The sequence below is a fragment of the Bradyrhizobium betae genome, assembly GCF_008932115.1.
Taxonomy (GTDB): domain Bacteria; phylum Pseudomonadota; class Alphaproteobacteria; order Rhizobiales; family Xanthobacteraceae; genus Bradyrhizobium; species Bradyrhizobium betae.
The window spans coordinates 6,044,726-6,066,956 of sequence record NZ_CP044543.1; the positions used below are offsets into that span (position 1 = coordinate 6,044,726).

At 64.7% G+C, this 22,231-nt stretch carries 10 protein-coding genes; 8 read left to right on the forward strand and 2 right to left on the reverse strand.

Annotation, left to right across the window (positions count from 1 at the left end):
* The first annotated feature begins 90 nt into the window (after positions 1-90).
* The 5 genes from F8237_RS29075 to F8237_RS29095 all read left to right on the forward strand — a co-directional run bounded on the left by F8237_RS29075 (position 91) and on the right by F8237_RS29095 (position 16,826).
* Complete coding sequence (locus tag F8237_RS29075) at positions 91-13,245, forward strand: filamentous haemagglutinin family protein (protein ID WP_151649612.1); 13,155 nt, start codon at positions 91-93, stop codon at positions 13,243-13,245.
* A 381-nt stretch (positions 13,246-13,626) separates the two neighbouring features.
* Positions 13,627-13,863: a hypothetical protein gene (locus tag F8237_RS29080; protein ID WP_151649613.1), complete on the forward strand. Its 237-nt coding sequence runs from the start codon at positions 13,627-13,629 to the stop codon at positions 13,861-13,863.
* 341 nt (positions 13,864-14,204) lie between these two features.
* Complete coding sequence (locus F8237_RS29085) at positions 14,205-15,395, forward strand: polysaccharide biosynthesis/export family protein (RefSeq protein WP_310473107.1); 1,191 nt, start codon at positions 14,205-14,207, stop codon at positions 15,393-15,395.
* Between the two features lie 160 nt (positions 15,396-15,555).
* Positions 15,556-15,972 (forward strand): hypothetical protein, encoded by a 417-nt coding sequence (locus F8237_RS37020; protein ID WP_244626003.1) that lies wholly within the window; start codon positions 15,556-15,558, stop codon positions 15,970-15,972.
* Positions 15,972-16,826, forward strand: coding sequence for a lytic transglycosylase domain-containing protein (locus tag F8237_RS29095; protein WP_244626004.1), 855 nt, complete (start codon positions 15,972-15,974; stop codon positions 16,824-16,826). Before F8237_RS37020 ends, F8237_RS29095 begins: the two co-directional genes overlap by 1 nt.
* A gap of 48 nt (positions 16,827-16,874) precedes the next feature.
* On the opposite strand, the gene F8237_RS29100 is transcribed toward F8237_RS29095, so the two are convergent.
* Both F8237_RS29100 and F8237_RS29105 read right to left on the reverse strand, forming a co-directional pair.
* The gene (locus tag F8237_RS29100) at positions 16,875-17,138 is read right to left on the reverse strand and encodes a FecR/PupR family sigma factor regulator (RefSeq protein WP_162006260.1); all 264 of its coding nucleotides are present in this window, start codon (positions 17,136-17,138) and stop codon (positions 16,875-16,877) included.
* Entirely contained in the window at positions 17,089-17,748 is a 660-nt protein-coding gene (locus tag F8237_RS29105) for an RNA polymerase sigma factor (RefSeq protein ID WP_151649615.1), read from the reverse strand. Before F8237_RS29105 ends, F8237_RS29100 begins: the two co-directional genes overlap by 50 nt.
* Before the next feature lie 307 nt (positions 17,749-18,055).
* Between F8237_RS29105 and F8237_RS29110 the strand changes: the two genes are divergently transcribed.
* Genes F8237_RS29110 through F8237_RS29120 form a run of 3 tightly spaced genes read left to right on the forward strand, consistent with a single transcriptional unit; the run spans position 18,056 to position 22,226 of the window.
* Positions 18,056-19,876, forward strand: a complete 1,821-nt coding sequence (locus tag F8237_RS29110; protein ID WP_244626005.1) for a ShlB/FhaC/HecB family hemolysin secretion/activation protein — start codon at positions 18,056-18,058, stop codon at positions 19,874-19,876.
* Positions 19,877-21,817, forward strand: coding sequence for a DUF2341 domain-containing protein (locus F8237_RS29115; RefSeq protein WP_151649616.1), 1,941 nt, complete (start codon positions 19,877-19,879; stop codon positions 21,815-21,817).
* A gap of 4 nt (positions 21,818-21,821) precedes the next feature.
* Positions 21,822-22,226 carry an ExbD/TolR family protein gene (locus tag F8237_RS29120; RefSeq protein WP_151649617.1) on the forward strand — a complete coding sequence of 135 codons (405 nt, stop codon included), beginning with the start codon at positions 21,822-21,824 and terminating at the stop codon, positions 22,224-22,226.
* Positions 22,227-22,231 lie beyond the last annotated feature (5 nt).

A 22,231-nucleotide genomic window follows, 5' to 3' on the forward strand; every position in this document is an offset into this window, starting at 1 on the left:
CTTGCAATCGGAAAGTGCTGCGGCGTGCCCCATCGCGATATCGTTGAGACTTCCCAAGGTTTGAAACCCCAAGGTTTGAAACATCCGGGAATGCGGCGCGCCTTCGAGCGTTCGCTGCTGTGCGGCGTCAGCTTGGTGGCGCTGTCGCTGGCGAGCGGCTTCGGTCATGCGCGTAACCTGACGCCCGGCGGCAGTGCGGTGGCGCCGACCGCGGCGGCGCAGCAGGCGGCGATCCAGGCCGCGCTTCAATCCGCCGGCGCGGCCAGCCAGGCCGAAGCCTCGCTCGTCCGTGCGGCAGCCGCGCTCGCCGCCGCGCGAAAACTCCAGGCGGACACTGCAGCCGCTGCGCGGGCGGCGGGCTCGTCCGTTCCGAACGGGCTGGTCACGGGCGGCTTGATGCCCTATGGCGGCACCAACAGCGATCCGTTGGCGGGCATCAAGGTCGATCCGTCGAAATGGACCGGAGCTAACGCTCCGGTGCAGACGACGAACGGCTCCAATGTCTCGGTCAATATCAAGCAGACCCAGCAGAAGAGCATTCTGTACTGGGACACATTCAACGTCGGCGCCAACACCACCGTCAATTTCCAGCAATCGGCATCCGACTGGATCGCGCTCAATCGGGTGCAGGATCCGAGCGCCTCACCGAGCCGTATCCTCGGCCAGATCAACGCGATGGGCGGGGTCTACCTGATCAACCGCAACGGCATCGTGTTCGGCGCCGGTTCGCAGGTGAACGTCCACACCCTGATCGCCTCCAGCCTCGACGTCGGCAAGCTCGGCGCCTCCCTGAGCGATCGCGACGCGTTTTTCCGCGACCAGGGCATCGCCAATCTCAACTCCTTTTCGATCTACGACAAGGATGGGGGCGCGACAACCAATCTGATCGCCGGCGACGTCAAGGTCGAGCGCGGTGCGTCGATCACCGGCAACATCCTGTCCGACCAGGTCTCGCTCGGCTCGCCCGGCTCGGTCTTCCTGTTCGGCGCCAACGTCACTAATTCCGGCTCGATCAAGGTGAACGGCGGCGAGGTTGCGATGGTCGCGGCGCGAACCATCGACGTCGTGCCGAACGGATATTCGACCCTTCCCGAGAGCGTTCTGGGCAAGGACGACCAGGGCAACACCAACAAGTTCCCGGGCAGGGAGTTCAGAATCTCGCAATTCGCGGCGTCTTATTACCTCCCCGATCCGAACGCGTCCCCCCCACCCCCAGTTGGCTACCCGCGCACCAACTTCTATCTGCCGGGCACGGGTGCAGTCGTGCATGACGGCGTGATCGACATCGGCCGCGGCGTGCTGGTGATGAACGGCGACACGGTGAAGGTGGCCAATCCCACCGACGCGAATGGTCGCGCGCTGACGGACAGCGCCGGGCATCTGCTTCAGGGCGTAGTTTCCGCCGATACCAGCATCAGCCGCAACAGCTTCGTGCTGCTGCGTGCCGCCACCAGCGTCACCATGAATGGCGTGATCTCGAGCCTGCCGGTCGACGACGGCGCGGCGGGATTGACCGGCATGCAGAGCTTCGTACCGACCTATATCGAGGCCACGGCGCAAACCAACGTGACGATTGGGGCGACCGGGCTGATCTCGGCACCATCCGCCCAAGTCTCGCTGAACGCGAAAGTATTCCCGATAGCTAACGCGGATAACAAACTACCGCCGGGCCTCTTTCAACAGGGTATGAACGGCGTGAATGGAGGCAACCAGAACGGCGTCTCTCCCAATTCTCAAGATCCCCAGTCGATCCTGCTCGCGCCCGGTGCGACGATCGACGTCGCGGGGCTGCAAAACGTCGAACTGCCGGCGAGCTACAATGTCATCGCCGTCAAGCTTCAGTCGGAATTCGCCGACTCGCCGCTGCAGCGTCCTCCCTATGCCACCGTGAACGCCGACGGAACCGGCGTGGTGTACGGCCAGACGCTGTGGATCGACATCCGCAACACCGGCACCCGCAGCGACGGCACCACATGGGTGGGAACGCCGCTGGCCGACGCGAGTGGCTATGTCGCCAAGGTGCCGCGCAGCATCTACCAGTTGATGACGGTCGGCGGCAGCATCAGCCTCAACACCGATCTCGGCACCAACAACGGAGCTGCCGGGGTCAAGACCGATGGTTCGGTCATGAACGTCGCCGGCGGCAGCGTCAAGTTCCTGCCCGGGATGGTCAACACCACGCGCCTGATCGGCAGCGACGGCCGCATCTACAACATTGCTAAGGCCGACCCGAACATGACTTATGTCGGGATCGCCGGCCAGTACACCGTCAATCATTCGCGCTGGGGCGTCACCGAATACTGGTCGTCTCAGAGCCAGGTCTATTCGTCCGGGTACACCGAGGGACATAACGCCGGCGACGTCAGCCTGGTCACCGTCAATCCAGCGCTGCTCGGCACGATGTATTTCGGCTCCACGGCGGGCGAGCGGCAGATCAGCAACGGACAATTGCCGTTGCAGGGCTCACTCTCGCTGACGACGCCGTCGAGCGTCCAGATCGGCGCGTCGGCTTCGGCCAACTACGCCACGCAGAGCGCCTATACGACGAATCTGTCGGATGAGATCCTGTCGAGCTACGGCCTGAGTTCGCTGTCGGTGACGGCGAACGACTTTGTGCTGTCGAGCGGCAGCACGCTTAATCTGGCGGCTGGCGGCAGCCTTTCCGTAAAAGCCGGTGTGATCGACATTGCCGGAACGGTGTCGGCCGCGGGAGGGAGCATCGACCTCACGACTGACCGGATTGCAGTCAGCGGGACAGGTTGGTTCAAGGCGCCAACAGACGCATCGGGCAAGCCGATTGCAGCAAACATCTTCGTCGAAGGCACAATCGATGTCAGCGGCCGATTTGTCAACGATATCGGTCGCACAGCCGGCGTCGATGCGGCGGGGCCCGCCTTTATCAATGGCGGGTCTATTTCGATGGCCACCACCCTGGATAGCTCAGCGGTCTCTGGCGGATACTTGGATACGACCGGAAGCATCCTGCTGGCGAAGGGCAGCCTCCTCGACGTGTCCAGCGGCGGTTATATCTCGCCGCAGGGCAAAGCCCGAACCGTGAGCGGCGGCGTCATGGAAGGCAAGGCGGGCAGTATCTCGCTCGCCCTTTATAGCCATGGGCAGTGGGAAGATACGCAGGGACCACACACCCCAACGACAGGCGTCGCTACTCCGGCGGTCATCAAGCTCGACGGCGTTCTGCGCGGCTACGGGTTCGAAAGCAACGGCAGCTTAAGAATCGCAGGAGTGAATACGATCCGAATCGGTGGGACTGCGAGCACCTTGCCTGAGACGCTGTTCACGGAGGGCGGCTTCGGCTCTTACACGGTCGAATCTGTTAAAGACCAGTGGTCGGGCGCGGACTCCAATGTCATCGTCTCGGCCGGTACCCTTCTCACGCTGCAGCAGCGCAACTTCGTGAGCCTCGCTGATTATACTGCGGTCCCGACTGGTACCAAGCTCGGCCAGCAGGGCGCCGCGCCGGTTGCACTGTTGCCGGACAACCAGCGCAAGGCGGTTGATTTCACGCTGAAGGCCAACAACATCCTGCTCGACAAAGGCTCGAAGATTGTCACCGATCCCAAGGCCAGAATCACTATGGCTGCGGTGATCGCGAATCGAAACGGGCTGAAGCCAAGCGACCCACTCTGGACCGTTGCAGCGCAGTCGGTCGAATTGCTCGGCACGATCATCGATCACGGCGGATCGCTCTTCATCAATTCCAAGAAAACGCACCTTTCTTCGGAGGCGAAGGTTGACCTGTCCGGAACATTTGTCGCCAACTCGCTGTTTGGCACGGTCAACGGGCCGACGACCAGTGGCACCTACATCGCTGGCGGTACGTTCGCGGTGGAAGGCGGAAAGACCATAATCGCCTACACTTATACTGATCCAACGGACGCCAGCAAAAACAAGTTGTACTATGGGTATGACGCTCCGGGGCAAAGCACTCTCGTGAGCGACGCCGGTGCGTTGGTCGACGTCTCCGGCGCCGCCGGAAACATCCAAATAGCCAACGCGCGCGGTGTCACGTCGACCCAATGGTCGTGGAGCGACGCCGGAACGGTGAGCGCTGATGTCGGCGGCTTCGCATGGGGCGGCAGCTTCGCGGCGGCGGGCGGCCGATATGTCGCCGGCGACGGTCCCGTAAAGATGGACTCGCGCGCCAACGGCGGTACGATCCTGCTCGGCGGTGGGGACATCACGCTCGGGCAACACGCTAGCGACAGTCAGGGAGCGGCCTTCTTTGTCGCTGCGGATCAACTCGCGCCGTTCGACAACGTCTACTTGTATGCAGGAAGTGCGGTAGGCGGCACACCGCTCATCTTCACGGACCTCCCTGGCAATAATTACGGCATAACGGGTGCGACGTCGGTCGGAGGCACCGCCGCGCCCGCAATCGTATGGAATACGCTGAAGATCTCCGGTGCGTTGAATTGGAATGTGGCCAACCGATTGCACATCGCGGCCGGCAGCATCAACGCTCCGACGTCGGGCTCGGTCGATGCGACCATTTCCGCATCTTACGTCTCTCTCTCCGGCAGCGGCAACAAGCCGGTGGCCGGCGCAAGCACCTTGACGGTGAAAGCGCAGACCATCGACCTCGAAGGGGCGCCAACGCCAACCGGTGCCAAAGCCACCGACCCTGTCCAGGGGCTCGATTTTTCTGGCTTCAGCCAGGTCAATCTGATTGCGAGTGGCGACATCCGCCTCAGCACCCTCAAGGTGCAGGACGGCCTCAAGAACGTGTCCGCTGACAACGCCGCAACAGCAGAAAAATCGAGCTTCACCGGCAACCTCGTCACGGCCGGCGATCTCCTGTTCTCCGCCCAACGCATCTATCCGGTGACTGCCGTCACCTTCGGAATCGATACGCCCGGCAACGTCAAGTTCACTTCGCCCGCTGGCAGTGACACGACCATTCCGCTGTCGGCTGGCGGAGGCATTACGGTTCATGCCAAGACCATCGAGCAGGCGGGCAATCTGTTCGCGCCGCTCGGCACCATCACGCTTGGCAGCACCAATGCCTCGGTCTCGCCCGTCATCACCCAGTCGGTGGTGCTTTCGCCGGGAAGCCTCACCTCGGTGTCGCTGGCCGACACCATCGTTCCCTACGGCGCCACCTCCGACGGTACCGACTGGTATTACAACGCCAGCCTGAATCCGCTCTCCGCGCCTCCGTCGAAGGGCCTGATCCTGTCCGGCGGGACCGTGACGCGCTCCGACGGCTCCACGATCGACCTGCGCGGCGGCGGTGACCTCCAGGCCATTGAGTTCATCCAGGGCAAGGGCGGATCGCGCGATGTGCTGGCGGGCCAGAACGTTTACGCGCTGGTGCCGTCGCGAAGCGATCCGATCGCGGCCTACGACATCCATTTTGCCACTGCCCGCAGCGCGGACAATGGGGCGACCATCACCGCCGGCGACAGCGTTCCTCTCGCAGGCCAGCAGATCACGATCGACGGTGGCAACGGCATTCCGGCAGGAACCTATACGCTCTATCCCGCGCACTACGCGACGCTGCCCGGCGCGATGCGCGTCACGGTCTATGCCAGCGACAACAACACCAAACATGTGACCTCGGGCACCAAATTGCCCGACGGTACGGTGCTGGTGACCGGCAATTACACGCAGTCGACGGCGCCCGGAAAACAGTCGTCGGGTGAGACCGTGTTCGCGGTGCAGACCAGCTCGGTCTGGCAGCAATACAGCGAATACAGCTTCACCGGTGCGAACAGCTACTATTCGCAGCTCGCGGCCAAGAAAAACACCGTCGCGCCGCGGCTGCCGATGGACGCCGGCCGGCTCTCGGTCTCCGCGCTGCAGACGATCGTGCTGAACGGCATGGCGCTGACGCAGCCGGGTCGGGACAGCAGCGGCAACACCGGCCGCGGCGGCGAGCTCGACATCAGCGCGCCCAAGCTCGCGGTGGTCGGCCATGCTGAATACGTCAACAACGACGTTCCGGCCGGCTATGTCGGCCTTGACGTGGCCCAGCTCACAGGGTTCGAGAGCATCCTGATCGGCGGCAGTCGCAGCGATTTCGCCAACGGCACGCTGATCACGCCGACCGCATCCAACGTCGTGGTCGACACGCGGGGCGAGACCTTCAGCGCGCCGGAGATCTTGCTCGTCGCCAAGGTCGGCGAATGGCAGGAGCTCAAGCAGCAGGTGACCGTCGGATCCAATTCCGTCACGCTGGATATTCCGGTTTACGTCCCGGTCGACGGCAGCGGCACGGTGACCGTCAAGTCCGGAAGCATCATCGAAACCACGGGCGCTGTTCACAACAAGCTCGGGCGCAACTATGTCGTAGTGTCGGATGGGCAGGCGCCTGTGACCGCGGCCAGCCTCGCCGCGGCGTTGGGTGGAACGCTGTCGGGAACGGAGATCCTCGGTGCCGATCTGACGAAACTCACGGGTGCGGACAGCGCCGCGTTGCGAGCGCTGGCGTATTACGCCAATGGTGGACCGCAGCAGCCCGGCCGCGGCGCGTTGGTCGTCGCCAGCAATGACCCGACGCTGCAGATCACGGGACCGACCAAGACCGGTGGATCGACACCGGCACTCACCATCAAGTTCGCCAATGTCGGCGCCGATCAGGTCAGCGGAAGCCTGAACCTGGCGGGTGGCGACACCGGCGCGAACGGCAAGGTCGTCATCGCGGACGGCGCCAGGATCACGACGAACACCCTGACGCTGCAAGGCACCGCGTCCAACAACGCGATCGCCCTCAACACGACCGATCTCCACGCCAGTCTGGTCAACCTGGTCGCGCCGACCATTGGCATCGGCGCCGCCAATGCGGTGGCCGGCAAGAGCCTGGTCCTTCCGGCCAACAGCGCCCGGTTCGCCGACGTGCAGACGCTGGCCCTGCGCGCGTTCGCGGGTCCGATCACGGTCTACGGCGACTTCAATTCCGGCACGCGCAACCTCACGCTCGATGCCAACGGCATCGCGCTCGGCCTCGACGGCGGCGCCGCGCAGGACGCCAGGATCAGCGCGAGCGGCACCCTTACGCTGACGAATACCGCCGGCCCGGCCTTCAGCGGCAACACGGCCGCGAACGGCAACAGCCTGCAATTCGCCGCCAAGGAGATCGATCTCGGCAGCGGCGTCGTGAACGGCGTTGCGCCTGCGACCTACATGACCATTGCGGGCTATTCCAACGTCGGTCTCACCGCAACCGACCGCGTGCTGGTCAAGGGCCCGGGCATGCTGACGCTCGGCGTCAGCAACACCGACAAGGTCGACCTCACTGTCACCACGCCAAGCGTGCTGGTGGCCGGTGCGACCGGCGCCAAATCGCAAAACTTCGCCATTACCGGTTACGCCGGCAATGTGACCATCCAGGACACCATTGTGCGCAACGGTGTCGCCGACCGGCCCGCCGACAGCACCGAGGTCGGCGGCAGCCTCCAGATCACGGCGTCGAACATCACGATTGCGAGCACGGTTCAGGCGCAGGGCGGCACCATCACGCTGAACGCCATCGCCGGCAATCTCGAGCTGAAGTCCGGTGCCTATCTTGCGGCCGGCGGCTACAAGAAGACTCTGGTCGATGTCGACACCTACGCGCCCGGCGGCAAGATCGTGCTCAATGCCGATATCGGCACGTCGTTCCTGCCAGTGGTCCCAGGTGCGGGCCAAGTCCTGGTCGACGCCAACAGCGTCATCGACGTGGCGCAGCCTGCAGGTGGTCTTGGTTACGGCGGCGAGATCGATGTGAACGCGCTCCGCGGCGGCGCGACGATCTCCGGCATCCTGCGCGGCGCCGGCGGTGCGGGCCTTGGCGGCCGCTTCAAGCTCGACACCAAGGACGCAGCCGATCTGACCGCGCTGGCGGACACGCTGCTCGTCGGCGGCATCACCGGCTTGATCGACATCCACACCCGCACCGGCAATCTCGAGCTTCAGCAGGGCCACACGCTCAAGGCCAACGCCATTACGCTGACTGCCGACGACACGGCCTGGGACAGCGGCGATGCCAGCAAGCAGTTCGGCCAGGTCAAGATCCGCGGCCTGATTGATGCGACCGGCTACGGCGGCAAGACCGCCGACGGCACCGGGCAGGCCGGCGGAAAGGTCTCGCTGTACGGCGCAAATTCGGTATTCCTGGCGAGCAGCGGCGTGATCGACGCCTCGACCACGCACGCCGACGAGCGCGGCGGCGACGTCACCATCGGCATCGGCTGGGCCGCCAAGTCGAAGATCTGGCTGCAACAGGGCACGCAGATCAACGTGTCCGGCGGCACCAAGGGCGGCCTGAGCGGCGGCACCGTGACGTTCCGCGCGCCGCTGGACGGCAACGACGACGTCAAGATTGCCGCGATCAGCAATGTCGCCAATTCGGCCGGCACGCACGGCGCGAGCTACTACGCCGACGGCGACAAGACGTATGACGAACTGCCCGTGCTCGATGCCACCAACAACGTCAATGATCGCTCGAGGACCAGCATCGTCGGCGCTCGCTCGGTCGCGGTGAACGGGTTCGTTGCGTTCGACACGATCGCCAGCAGCAATGGTATCGACGGATCGAAGGGCCTCGGCTGGTCCGGCACCATCGATACGGCTGGCTGGTACAAGGGAGTGGATGAGCACGGAAATCTCGTTCCGGCGACGGAGGGGACGTGGACCAACGTGAGCGGATGGCGCATTGAGAAAATCGAGGGCGGCACGGCACTTGCGACTGTGCCGGCGCCGGTTGCCGTGAAGAACACTGCGGGTAGCACGATCGCAACCATCAGTTTCGCCGCGGGGGTAGATGTTTTCCAATTGAACCCGAGCACACCAGGGCTCGAGCAGTACTTCGGCCAGAGCAACATTCCCGTCACATTCCCGGACCCCGGTTCCGGCGGGAGACGTGCGACGGGTGTCGTGTCCTTTAGTGCTGACGGACAAGTCGCCACCGTCACGATCATTGATCCCGGCAGCGGTTATCTGACCAGAGTTCCAAGCATAACGATCGGCAACCTTGACGCGCCGGCAAAGATGCAGTTCGGCCGTCCAGTCTCGACCCTCAAGGTCGTATCGGCGTCGATGTCGCTTGCGCCTGGTGCCACCGGCTATGACGGGGCATCGTTGACTTCGGTCAGTATCGGTCAGAACGCCTCCGTTAAATTTGTACCGGTTACCGGCCAGGCCGGCACAACGTCCTTGGTCAATGGCACTCCCCAGTTTGTGCCATCCACCAACGACTATATTCCGGCGACGTCGAGTGGGGTGTTCGCCTTCGATCCAAACCAGCAAGGCAAGACTGGCGTTGCGTCCTTCACCGGCGGGGCCGGTACCGGCAAGGTCTTCTTCGGCGAAACGATCGCCGAGATCACCAAGGGCACCTGGAGCTACAACGGGCAGAGCTACGGCTTCACCAACCTGTTCACGCGCCTTGCGCCGCTGGTCAGCAGCCTCGGCGCCGACGTCGTGCATGTGCAGCCGGGCGTCGACCTCGTGAATTCGAACGGCGACATCACCGTTAGCAGCAACTGGAATCTGGCGGCCGGCGCGGTCAACCCCGGCAAGCCGTCCCCGACCACCTTCAATCCTGCTTCGGACTATATCGATTTCACCTACCGTCTCGCAACGCCCTGGGGCGGGCTCGACGCAGGCGTGCTTTCGCTGCGCGCGGCCGGAAACATCAACGTCAACGCCTCGATTTCCGACGGCTTCTTCCAGTTCGCGGATTATCTCGACGCGAGCTATGCCGGCAAGGTCAACAGCTATTTCGCTTCGAACAGCGGTCTCCGCTCGATCGATTTCGGCGCGATCTATTTGAACGACTACGCCAGCAACACGCTTCTGATCGCGCCTTACAAGGCCGGTGACGTCGGCAACGGCATCAGCCCGACGTCGCAGGACCTCGCGACTGCCGACCTGTTCCCGCACAAATTGCTGGTCTGCACGATCGACTGCAGCCAGGCCAACATCAAGGCGGTGACGGCGCCGTCGTCATGGTCCTACATCCTGACCGCGGGCGCCGATTTATCGAGCGCCAATCCGACTGCACGGGTTTCGCTTGCGAACGACAAGGGCGACGTGATCGTCGACAAGCACGCGAGCTACGACCAGAAGCTGGTGGGAGGGTCCGTCACGGTCAACATTCCGACCATGATCCGGACAGGCACCGGCAGCATCACCGTCGCGGCCGCGCGGGATGTGGTCCTGAAGGACACCGCCGCGCCCGGGGTGATCTACGCGGCCGGCGTCAACACGGAAACCTACGCCAATCCGTACAGTTCGGGCCTCGCAGTCACTGATCCAAACGGATTCTTCGAGCCCCGCCTCATGGCGTACGGCAACGCGGCTGCCACCGCCGCGCCCGAGCTCTATTACGGACCGCCAACGGCGGCGGCCTTCCCCGAAAAGGGCGGCGACGTCGTTGTCGACGCCCAGCGAGATATCGTCGGCGGCACCAAAGTAATCTCGATCCAAGCGAAGGACGCCCAAGGCAATTTGTTAAAGGACAAGGACGGCAATCCTGTCTTGATCGACCAGAAAGTGCCGCAGTACTATCAGGCCTGGCTGCTCTCCAATTCCGGCGTGACGCCCGATGCCAACAATTCGGCATACGGTGCCGGTGTCTTCGCGCCCTCGACGCAGATCGCCTCGCAAACGGCGTGGTGGATCCAGTACGGCAGCTTCCAGCAGGGCTTCCTCAGCGCGGGTGGCAATATAAGTGTGCTCGCTGGTCACAACATGCTCGATGTGTCGGTGTCGGCCCCGACCACCGGCCGCGTCACCGGCGGCCTGTCGGCAAACAGCACACCCGTGACGCACCTCTATGGCAGCGGCAACATGATCGTGCGTGCTGGCGGCGACATCCTCGGCGGTTCGTTCTACGAGGGATCCGGCCACGCCAGCATCGTCGCGGGCGGTCACATCGGCCAGAACGGGTACGTCTACAAGTATGGGAGCAGCACTCTCAAGCTTCGGGACGTTCCTCAGCTTGCTGTCGACACCGGGCAGATCATGATGAGCGCCGCCGGCGCCGTCACGATAGCCGGTGTTGTCAATCCGGCTGCGCTGCACGCTCAGCAGCCGAGCAGGTCAAACCCACTCGAGATAGCGACCAATCCGGGCCAGCCGCTCTACATGGACACGTATGGCCCGGACAGCAAGGTGCGTGTGGTGGCGCAGTCGGGCGATCTCACCATCACCATCGCGCCGGCCACGATTTGGACGAACAGCACGTTCGACAGGGCTGGAGCAGCGACCTACCCAGCGAGTTTCGAGGCTCTCGCTCTCCAGGGTGACCTGATCACGACCGGTATCGGTGATCTCATCGCGGGCACGGGAATCAAGGTGCCGGGGATCGTGTTGAGCCCGTCCGAACACGGTACGTTCGATCTGCTCGCGCAGGGCAGCGTCGATCTCACCTTCGGCTATCCGGAGAAAACGTCGGGCCCGCAACGAATCTCCCGTCCCTATATTTCGACCGGACCATCGTTGATCGATGCCGCCTTCGATCCATACCGGCCCAACAGCGGCAATGACGCATCGTCCAGCCGCGCCATCCTGGCGCACGAGAGCGACGACGCTGACGGGCTTGATACCAATGCACGAATTTACGCCGTCACCGGTGACATCACGGCAACGGGAAATTACGGCCGGCGGAACCTTGATTCTCCTGAGACTGAAGCAGTTTATCAGCACATCGAAATCAACCGCCCGGCCAGCATCTATGCGGGGCGAGACATCTTCGACCTCAACGTCGTCGTGCAGAACATTCACGCTGCCGACGTGAGTTCGATCGTGGCCGGCGGCAACATCACCTATACCGGTTACAACAATGGCGGCGGCATCCAGGTGGCCGGACCCGGTTTCCTCGTGGTGCAGGCTGGCGGCGACATCGGTCCCTTCCTTCCGGCGGCGCACAACAATTCGACCGAAGCCCTCGTTCAGGAAGGCATCGTATCGGTCGGCAATTCCACGCCTACAGCGGTCGGTAACTTCTTCATTCCGGGCGACACTGGCACAGGCGGCGGCTCAATCGGCATCTACAACCAGGCGCTGCTCGGCCCGGCCAGCAACCCGCGGCGCAACGCCGCGCTGGTGGCGGCTGCCGGCACGAAGCAGGGGGCCGATATCATCACGATGTTCGGCACCAAGTTCGGTGTCGACTACAAGGCGGTGATCGACGGCTATATCGATCCGGCCAATGCGGGCGGGGTGCCGCACAACTATATTCCCGAGCTGCGCGCCTTCCTGACCCGGGTCGGAAAATCAGTCAGTGGTGACGATGCCAGCGTGTTCGCGGTGTTCCAGGCTCTGCCGGCCGATCTCCAGCATGTCTTCGTCGACCAGGTGTTCTTCGCCGAGCTCAAGCAGGTCGGCATCAGCCAGTCCGCCGGCACGGCTTCGGACTCCCAGCGCGGCTATCGCGTGATTGAGACGATGTTCCCGGCGAGCCTGGGCTACACCGAGAACGCGCTCGGCGGCGGCGCGAACGGTGCCAGCCAGCTCGTCAAGACCGGCGACATGAATCTGCTGCATTCCACAGTTCAGACCAGGCTCGGCGGCGATATCTCGATCTTCGGTCCGGGCGGCAGCCTGATCGTCGGCTCGCTCGCCGCCGAGCCCAACAAGGCGCTGAAGCTGCGCGACATCGGCATCCTCACGCTGGGTGGCGGCGCGATCAACACCTTCACCGACGCAAACGTGCTGGTGAATTCCAGCCGCGTGCTCACGACCCAGGGCGGCGACATCCTAATGTGGAGCTCGAACGGCAATCTCGACGCGGGGCGCGGCTCCAAGACGACGCTATCGGCGCCGGCGCTACAGGTGCTGTACGACCAGGATGATTATCAGTCGATCGATCTCGGTGGCTTCGTGACCGGCGCGGGCATCGGCACGCTCAGGGCTTCGAACGTGGCGGTCGCGTCCAATCTCTATCTTCTCGCGCCGCGCGGGACGATCGACTTCGGCACGGCCGGCGTGCAGTCCTCTGGCGATGCAGTCTTCGTCGCGCCCGTGGTCGCCAATTACGGCAACTCCTCGGTTCAGGGCTCGACGACCGGCGTTCCCACCATTTCCGTTCCCAACATCGGCGCGCTGACCGCGGGTTCGAACACGGCAGGCGCCGCGGCCAAGACTGCGGAGACACCGACTGCGGGCGGCGCCAGCAAGCCGGCCTCGATCTTCATCGTCGAAGTGATCGGTTATGGCGGCGGTGATGGTCAGGGCCAGAGCGAACAGCCGGACGACAAGAAGCAGTGCGACACGACGTCGTCCGGCGACTGCAAGCAATGACGCCGTCGCGTGCCCGACGGTCGATCAGATTGCGGTATTGGCAATAAGTCGCGCACGGCGTCAATTTGCGCGTGTCATCACGCCGCCGCTCGTGCACAGGTCGAGACGCATCGCTCGGGCGACGCGGGATCGCGCCTTATGTGACAGTCTGACGGCATTGCGAGATGCTTGAATCGATTTGGATTTGGACAGGTTAGGAGATCTGCCACCGGACGGCCGCTTTGCGTCCTGAAATCTGACGCTTTGTTTAAGATCGGTCACAGCAACGATAAGAAACATACCTACAAGGACGGCAACAGGCTTCGTGGAAGAGGGCAGTGGGCTGCTGTCCGTACGAGTGTGACAAGCCTGCGTGTTTGAATTTGTGTTTTGGGGGTTGAAATGCGCGCGACAAATCCGATCGAACCGGTCTGCCCGGAGTCCGCGCTCCCGGCGTCCAAGGCTGATGTCAAGTCCGATGCCAAGGCCAATGTCTACGATCTCGGCCTCAAGCAGGACGAGAGCAACCGGCTTCGCCGCATCAGGGACCTCGAGCACGAGAATGCGCTGCTGATGCGCATGGTTTCCGAGACCCAGATCGAGATCGCGCGGCTGCGGGAGCTGTTGGCCTCAAACTGACGCGACCCGGCGACCGCGCTTTGGGCGGCAGGTCGCACCTTTTCAACCGTTTGTTCGAGCGATCGATCCACTCCGCAAATGCGAGTGTGTCGATGCGTTCGGCTGAATCAATCCGCGCGAACGATTGACGGCGCTTCTGCGGAACGCGCGGCCAGGAAGTCACCGCCGGCAGCCGCGCCTGTTTTCGCAATTGCGATGCGCGCAGCGTCTACTCAACAGGAACCGCACATCGCCCGCGCCGGTGGCGCGGGCGGCATATCGCCGCCGCGAGCCGCGCGGCAGGCCTGTCCGGATGCGCGTCAGCTTGGTGTGAAACGAACGTCATGCGATTTGGAAAGCTCTTGTCGATCGCATGTTGCCTGATCGCGTCGGCCCTTCTCGGCGGCTGCGGATTCGTGCCGATGGCGGGGCCGGCGAGCCTCGACGTCAGGAACGAGAACACCACCGCGCTGCCGTTCGCGGTCGTCAAGCTCAATCCCGAGGTGGTCCAGATGCTCGAGAAATTCGAGCCGAATGGACTGCCGGGATTCCTGACGGATACGCGTCCGCCCGCGAGCATCAAGTTCGGCATCGGCGACATCATCAGCGTCACCATCTTCGAGGCGTCCGCCGGCGGCCTCTATGTGCCGCTGGAGGCCGGCGTGCGGCCCGGCAATTTCGTCAACCTGCCCGACCAGGCCGTCGACAATGACGGCAACATCACGGTGCCCTATGCCGGCCGGATCCGCGCCGCGGGTCGCACCAATGTGCAGGTCCAGGACGACATCCTGGCGCAGATCAAGAAGCGCGCGATCGATCCGCAAGTCGTGGTCACGTCCAGCCAGCAGCGCTCCTCGATGGTCAGCGTGTTCGGCGAGGTCCGCACGCCGGTGCGCTTCCCGATGCCGTCCGCCGGCGCGCAGGACCGCATCACCGACGCGATCACGCGGGCGGGCGGCATCAGCGGCGCCGGCTGGGAGACCTGGGTCGTGCTGGAGCGCGCCGGCAAGCGCGCCACGGTGCCGTTCGGCAATCTCGTCTATTTCCCCAACAGCAACGTCTTCGTGCAGCCCGGCGACCGCATCTATCTCTACCGCGAGCCGATGAAGTTCATCGCGTTCGGCGCCACCGGCCAGCAGGGGGAGTTCAACTTCGACGCCTGGCGTATCAATCTGACGCAGGCGGTCGCGAAGGCGCGTGGCCTGCTCGATCTCCAGGCCGATCCCGCCTCGGTCTTCCTCTACCGCCGCGAGCCGCGCGAGGTGGCGCAGCGGCTCGGCGTCGACTGCTCGAAATTCGACGGCGATTCCGTGCCGATCGTCTTCAACGTCAATTTCCAGGATCCGGCCGGCTATTTCATCGCCACCAAGTTGTCGATGCGCCCGTTCGACGTGGTCTATGCCGCCAACGCGCCGCAGGTCGACATCACCAAGGTCCTGAACTTCATCAACACCACGCTCGTCACCGCCGAGAGCGGCGTGTCGCTGGTCAACAATATCCGTTTCCCGGGATCGGCGACCTCGACGACCACGATCAGCCCCAGCGGGCCGTGAGGGCTGGCGGACTGCGATGATGGAGACGAACGCGTCGCGGCTTGACGCTCTGTCCGCAAATGTTACTCATCATGGGCGATCGAGTCCGGCCGCATCGAATTATGTTAACGCAGGTCCCGGATCTGCCGACGGGGCGCGCCGGCGAGCGGAGGAACAGGCCATGAGCCGCGCTTTGCATGGGTTCGGAAATGTTGGCGGGCGGGCTCTGGCCATCGGGCTGATCGCGATCGCCGGGCCTGCCGCGGCCCAGTCTGCCGGTCCCGGCCCGATCAACCCGCCGCCGGCGGAGCGGCAGGGCACGATCATCGGCGGCAAGCCGACCTCCAGTTTCGAGCGCTGCGTTGACGTGCAGATCGGAAACGACGGCGCCTTCGGCTGCCTGAACCAGAAGCTCCGGCGTGAGGTGGACAAGGTTAATCCGTCGCTCAACCTGCCGCCGGTCGATGCGCGGTCGTCCGATGTGCGCGTCGGCAACGTGAACGAGGCGGCCGTCCGCCAGCAATACGGCTCCAATTACGGCCGTTCGGCCGTTCCTTTCCGTCCGTCGTCAGTCATCAACGTTCCGCCGCATCGCTGATGGCCGCATCCACCTCACGAGCGAAAGGCATCCGCGCCGCGCGCTGGTCGTGGCCGGTCGCGGCGTTGTGCCTGCTGGTCATGAGCGGCGAGGGGCGGGCGCAGGAGGATGAGGGGGGCGGCCAGGCCGCGACGGCCGGTGTCGCCGCGTCTGCTGTCGATGCGGATGACGGCGGGGTGCAACCCCTGGCGCTCGAGCGCTTCGCGCCGCGGCCGCTCACCGCTGCGGACTTTCCTCCCGCCAATCCGCTGCTGGCCAACACCACCTATCGCACCAGTGCCATCTTCGGCCGCGACTGGCGCGCCGGCCGTGCCGAATACCGCCAGCTCGTCGAGCGTGAATCGCTCGCCTTCGGCCTGCCGCCGGCGCTGGTCGATGCGGTGATGGCGGTCGAGAGCCGCTACAATCCCGGCGTCGTCGGCATGGATGGCGAGGTCGGATTGATGCAGGTGATGCTGCCGACCGCGCGGATGATGGGTTTTGCCGGCACGCCGGCGGAGCTTGCCTCGCCCGAAGTCAATGTGCATTACGGCGTGCGCTATCTCGCCGGCGCCTGGCGCCGCGCCAACGGTGATCTCTGCACCGCGACGATGAAATATCGCGCCGGCCATGGCGAGACGCGCTTTTCCTATCTGTCGGTCGAGTATTGCACGCGCGTCCGCGCGCATCTGGCCGCGAGCGGCGTTGCCGTCACCGGCTCGGTTCCTCAGGCGACGTTTGGAAGGTCCGCCGGTGGCGGCGGACCCGGCCGCGGCAGCCGCGTCCTGACGGCGGGCGGTGCGATCAATTTCGCAGCGCTCAACACGCGGCTGCGCGGCGTTGCCGAGCGCAAGGCACCGGCGGATCTGCGCTGATCGAGGCTGACGAGAGAGAGACCCAGACCTGAAGCCGGATGCTGCGCGTTACGCGCGCGCCTTGCTGTTGGGCGCGCGCCGCCGCCGGCTTGCCGGCGCCGGTCGGCCGGTCGCAAGCGCCTGGCCGATGGCGCGCCAGCATTTCACGGCTTCGCGGAAGGCATGTTCATGCGCGGAGCTGCGTCCGCGCCAGTCCATCAGCTGCTCGGCATCGGTCAGCGTCGCCTCGCCCGACTTGAGGCGCGTGATCCATGACAGGGCTTCACGGATTAAGGGATCTAAGTGATCGACCTGATGGCTTCGCTTCGTCACGATCCAGCGCTTTCCCGCACACGCCGGCCGCGAGCGGATGCTCCCGGTCGACATATCTCTGTACGTAAGACGAAGCGGGACGCTGAAAACCGAATTTGACGCGGCCGGGTCGTTTGAGACGATCGGCGCAATGTTCGACCGCCTGCTTGAGGTCGGTTTCGACGGTGCGGACGGTAACGCCGAGCAGGGCCGCGATCTCGCGGTTCGGCATTCCGTCGATGCGCGAGAGCGTCAGGACACGCCGGCGGCGCTCGGGCAGCTCGGCGATTGCGTGCCGAAGCAGATTGACCTCGGAGCGATCCTCGATCACGCGGGCAGCGTCCGGCTGGTCGTCGGGAATCTCGAGCAGCGCATCGACCTCGTCGGAGGTGAGGCGGCGCCGCTCGGCGCGGCGGCGGTCGGCGGCGATGTTCAGCGCGATGCGGAACAGATAGGCCTTCGGGCTGCGCACCGGTCCGAGCTCGCGCATGCCCTCGAGGCGCAGATAGGTTTCGTTGAGCGCTTCGGAGGCGAGGTCCGGCGAGCCGAGGCGGCGCGTCAGCCTCCGATCGAAGTCGACATATTCGGCCAGCAGAAGAGTCCGCAAGCTGCTGATGCTGTCGATGGTCATGCTACGCCCCACTTCACTCAGTCCCATTTGACGGCGGGACGGTAGTAAGGCCGCACAACGGTAATGTGACGGATTGTTAGTGAATAACAGGCGTCTTGCGTTAGTCGCGTTATGTTGCGCGGAATCATCACATCCTTGATTGGCGATGCTGCGCGCGCAGCGAAAAAGTTTTCGCTGCGGCTCCGTTCGCAGCGTCTATCGGATAAGGCCCCAGCAGACCACCGCGTTTCGGTCGGTTCGGGCTGTCCGAAGGATGCTGCGGCCGCGTGCGAGCCGGCCGCAATGAGAGAGCGATATCGAGGCCGAGGTGAATTCGCGTGGTCTGTATCATAACGGCGCGCGTCGCCGTGCGCCGCGGCTGCTGCGCACGTTGCGCAGCGGCAGGACCGACGTTGCCTGTGCATCGCGCCTCGCCGTCTGCTGCCTGATCATCTGCGCGATCTGCACCAGGCCGGCCGCCGCGAAACCCGAGGCTGAGGTCACCAAGCCGGGCGCCAAGCCCGCTGCCGCCGCGGCTGCGAGCGCGAAACCGGGCAAGGCTGCGGCAGACAAGGGCGCCGCGGAGAAGAGTGCGCCGGATGCGACCAAGCCGGCCGCGCCGGAACCGCGTTTCGATATCGACGAGTATCGTGTCGAAGGTGCGGACAATCTGCCGCAGATCGAGGTCGAGTCCGCCGTCTATCCGTTCCTCGGCCCGAGCAAGAGCGCGCAGGATGTCGAGAAGGCGCGCGCCGCGGTCGAGAAGGCCTATCACGACAAGGGCCTTCAGACCGTCAGCGTCGCTGTACCGCAGCAGGATGCGCAGCGCGGCTTCGTCGTGCTCAAGGTCACCGAGAACAAGGTCGGCCGGCTGCGGGTGAAGGGCTCGCGCTATTTCGATCTCGACAACGTCAAGAGCGGTGCGCCGTCGCTGAAGGAAGGCGCGCTGCCGAATTTCCAGGACGTGACGAAGGACATCGTCGCGCTGAACAGGTGGCCGGACCGTCGCGTCACGCCGGCGCTGCGGGCCGGCGTTGCGCCCGGAACGGTCGACGTCGACCTCAACGTCGAGGACACCCTTCCGCTCCACGGCAGCGTCGAGCTGAACAACAAGCAGAGCCCGAGCACCACGGCGCTGCGCACCAGCATCTCGATGCGCTACGAGGATCTGTGGCAGCTCGGTCATTCCATGACCTGGACCTACCAGTTCGCGCCGATGAATCCGAAGGACGCGATGGTCGTGTCGGGCTCCTATCTGGCGCGGACCGAGATCGACTGGCTCAGCGTCCTCGTCTACGGCCTGAAGTCCGACAGTTCGGTCGCAACCGTCGGCGGCTCCAACGTCGTCGGCCCCGGCCAGGTCGTCGGCGGCCGCGCGGTGCTGACTCTGCCGTCGCGGGGCGATTTGTTCCAGACGCTGTCGCTCGGCGTCGACTACAAGGATTTCAAGCAGACGCTGCAGCTCGGCTCCGACGCCTTCAGCTCGCCCGTGACCTATGTGCCGCTGGTCGGCACCTACGGCGCGACCTGGCAGGGCGAGGGGCGGCTGACCCAGCTCAATGCCACGATCACCGCGGGCATGCGCGGCATCGGCTCCAGCCGCGACGAGTTCGATGCCAAACGCTACAAGGCGACGGCGAACTTCATCTCGCTGCATGCCGACATCTCGCACACCCAGGACTTCGCCGGCGGTTTCCAGCTCTACGCGAAGCTGCAGGGGCAGGCCGCGGACCAGCCGCTGATCTCCAGCGAGCAATTCAGCCTCGGCGGCCAGGACACGGTGCGCGGCTATCTCGAATCCGAAGTGCTCGGCGACTACGGCGTCGCCGGCACGCTGGAGCTGCGGACGCCGAACCTGGCGCAATATCTCGAGCAGAAGCTGCCGAATCCAGCCGGCGATGCCATCAAGTACAACGCCTTCGACGAGATGCGCTTGTTCGCCTTCGTCGACGGCGGCAATGCCAGGATTCACGAGCCGCTCACCGATCAGCAGTCGCACTTCGACCTCGCGAGCTACGGCGTCGGCATGCGCATGAAAACGCTGCGCTACCTCAACAGCATCGTCTTCGTCGGCGTGCCGCTGACCGGCCAGCAGGCCACCGTCGCCAACCATCCACGTTTCAGCTTTCGGCTCTGGGGAGAATTCTAGATGTCGCTCCTTCGCTTTGGATCACGTCCCGGATTTCGCCTGAGCGCACCGGTGATGCTCGCGCTGGTGTTCCTCGCCGCGCTGTGGCCGGGCCCGGCCTCCGCGTGGTGGAACGACCAGTGGACGCTACGCAAGAAGATCACCATCGACACCGGCCCGTCGGGCGCCGGCATCAGCGATGCGATCGGCGCGACCCCAATCCTGGTTCGCCTCCATGTCGGCAATTTCCGTTTCGGTGCGGCCAAGGAGGACGGCGGCGATCTTCGCTTCGTCGCCGGTGACGACAAGACGCCGCTCAAGCACCATGTCGAGAAATACGACTCGCTGCTCGGCGAGGCGCTGGTCTGGGTCGGCGTTCCCGATCTGAAGCCGGGCGCCAAGAACGACATCTGGCTCTACTACGGAAACCAGAAGGCGCCGGCCGCGGTCGATGCCAAGGGCACTTACGATCCCGATACGCTGCTGGTCTATCACTTCAACGATCGCGCGACGCCGGCGCAGGACGTGACGGCCTGGGCGAACACCGCGCAGAACGCGATGCCCGGCGCGGACGGGGCCATCATCGGCCAGGGTGTGCGTCTCGACGGCCAGACCGCGCTCACGCTGCCCGGCTCCCCCTCGCTGGTCGTCGCCGAGAACGGCGAACTGACCTGGTCGCTCTGGGTCAAGATGACCGCGCCGCAAGCCGGAGCCGTGCTGTTTTCGCGCACCGAAGGGGCCAACGGCGTAACGGTCGGATTGGACAACGGCGTGGCCTTCGTGGAGGTCACGAATGGCGGCAGCACGCAGCGCAGCGTCGGCGGCGCAGCAATCGCGGCCGGGACCTGGCACCAGATCGCCTTCACGGCGAAGGGCGCGCAGATCGTTCTCTACGTCGACGGCAATCAGGCTGCGACGCTGGCCGCGGGCTTGCCCACCATGACCGGCACGGCGCAGCTCGGCCTTGCCGCATCAGTGGCGGCACCGGCAGCGGATGCGGCCGCGCCTGCCGCCGATGCGGCTCAAGCGGCTCCGGCCGCAGCCGCTCCGGCGATCGTTGCCGCGGGCTTTGCCGGCGATGTCGACGAGTTTCAGATTGCCAAGGTCGCGCGCTCGGCCGGTTTCATCAAGCTCGGCGCGATCGGGCAGGGACCCGACCAGGCCAAGCTGATGGCGTTCAGCGTCGACGAGGAAAACGCGGGCTGGTTCAGCGGCGGCTATTTCGGCGTGATCCTGCGCTCGGTGACGCTCGACGGCTGGGTCGTGATCGGACTGCTCGGGATCATGGCGCTGATCAGCTGGTACGTCATGGTCGACCGCATTTCGTATCTGAACCGGGTCTCGGCCGGCAATACGATCTTCCTCAAGCATTTCCGCGAGACGTCGACCGACATCGGCGGCCTGCTTCAGCTCGACAGCAAGGAGAACGACCCGGGCTTCGGCGGTGAGCTCGGCAAGAAGCAGCGCAAGGTGGTCCATGCCGCGCCGCTGTACCGCCTGTTCGCCTCCGGCGCGCAGGAGATCCGGCGGCGCTTCGCGGGCGGCGGCTACCGCCGGCTTTCGCCGCAGGCGATCCAGTCGATCCGCGCCGTGCTCGACAGCGGCTTCGTGCGGGAGAGCCAGCGCCTCAACCGCCTGATGGTGATGCTGACGATCGCGATCTCCGGCGGTCCGTTCCTCGGCCTGCTCGGCACCGTCGTCGGCGTCATGATCACCTTCGCGGCGATCGCGGCCAGCGGCGACGTCAACGTCAACGCCATCGCGCCCGGCATCGCCGCGGCACTCGTCGCCACCGTCGCCGGCCTCGGCGTCGCGATCCCCTCGCTGTTTGCCTACAACTACCTGACGATCCGCATCAAGGACGTCAGCAGCGAGATGCAGGTCTTTGTCGACGAGTTCGTCACGCGCATCGCGGAATCCTACGACATTCCGGACGAGCCTATGAAGCAGGCGGCGGAGTAGACCGATGCAAGTCCAGTCCGAAAGCAAGCCGTACGACGACATCAACATCACGCCGATGCTCGATCTCGCCTACGTGCTGCTCGTGATCTTCATCATCATGACCACGGCGACCGTGCAGGGCATGAAGGTGAACCTGCCGAAGGCGAGCGCTGCGCCGAGCCTGGCGCAGCAGACCACCAAGGCGATCACGGTCGCCACCGACGGCAAGCTGTTCCTCGACACCATCCCCGTCACGCTGCCCGAGCTCGAGCAGCGTCTCGTGCAGCAGCGCGCGTTGACGCCGGAGTTTCCGATCGTCGTGCGCGGCGACAGCCAGACCCCGTACCAGAACGTCGTCGACGTGCTCGATCTGCTCGGCCGCCTGAACTTCACCCAGGTCGGCATGGCGACCAAGCCATCGGCGCGATGAGACGG

Bases quoted from the DNA above. Each gene is read 5' to 3' on its own strand.
- F8237_RS29115 (WP_151649616.1), top strand. From the start codon at position 19,877: ATGTCGCTCCTTCGCTTTGGATCACGTCCCGGATTTCGCCTGAGCGCA.
- F8237_RS29105 (WP_151649615.1), bottom strand. From the start codon at position 17,748: ATGACCATCGACAGCATCAGCAGCTTGCGGACTCTTCTGCTGGCCGAA.
- F8237_RS37020 (WP_244626003.1), top strand. From the start codon at position 15,556: ATGAGCCGCGCTTTGCATGGGTTCGGAAATGTTGGCGGGCGGGCTCTG.
- F8237_RS29080 (WP_151649613.1), top strand. From the start codon at position 13,627: ATGCGCGCGACAAATCCGATCGAACCGGTCTGCCCGGAGTCCGCGCTC.
- F8237_RS29075 (WP_151649612.1), top strand. From the start codon at position 91: ATGCGGCGCGCCTTCGAGCGTTCGCTGCTGTGCGGCGTCAGCTTGGTG.
- F8237_RS29095 (WP_244626004.1), top strand. From the start codon at position 15,972: ATGGCCGCATCCACCTCACGAGCGAAAGGCATCCGCGCCGCGCGCTGG.
- F8237_RS29120 (WP_151649617.1), top strand. From the start codon at position 21,822: ATGCAAGTCCAGTCCGAAAGCAAGCCGTACGACGACATCAACATCACG.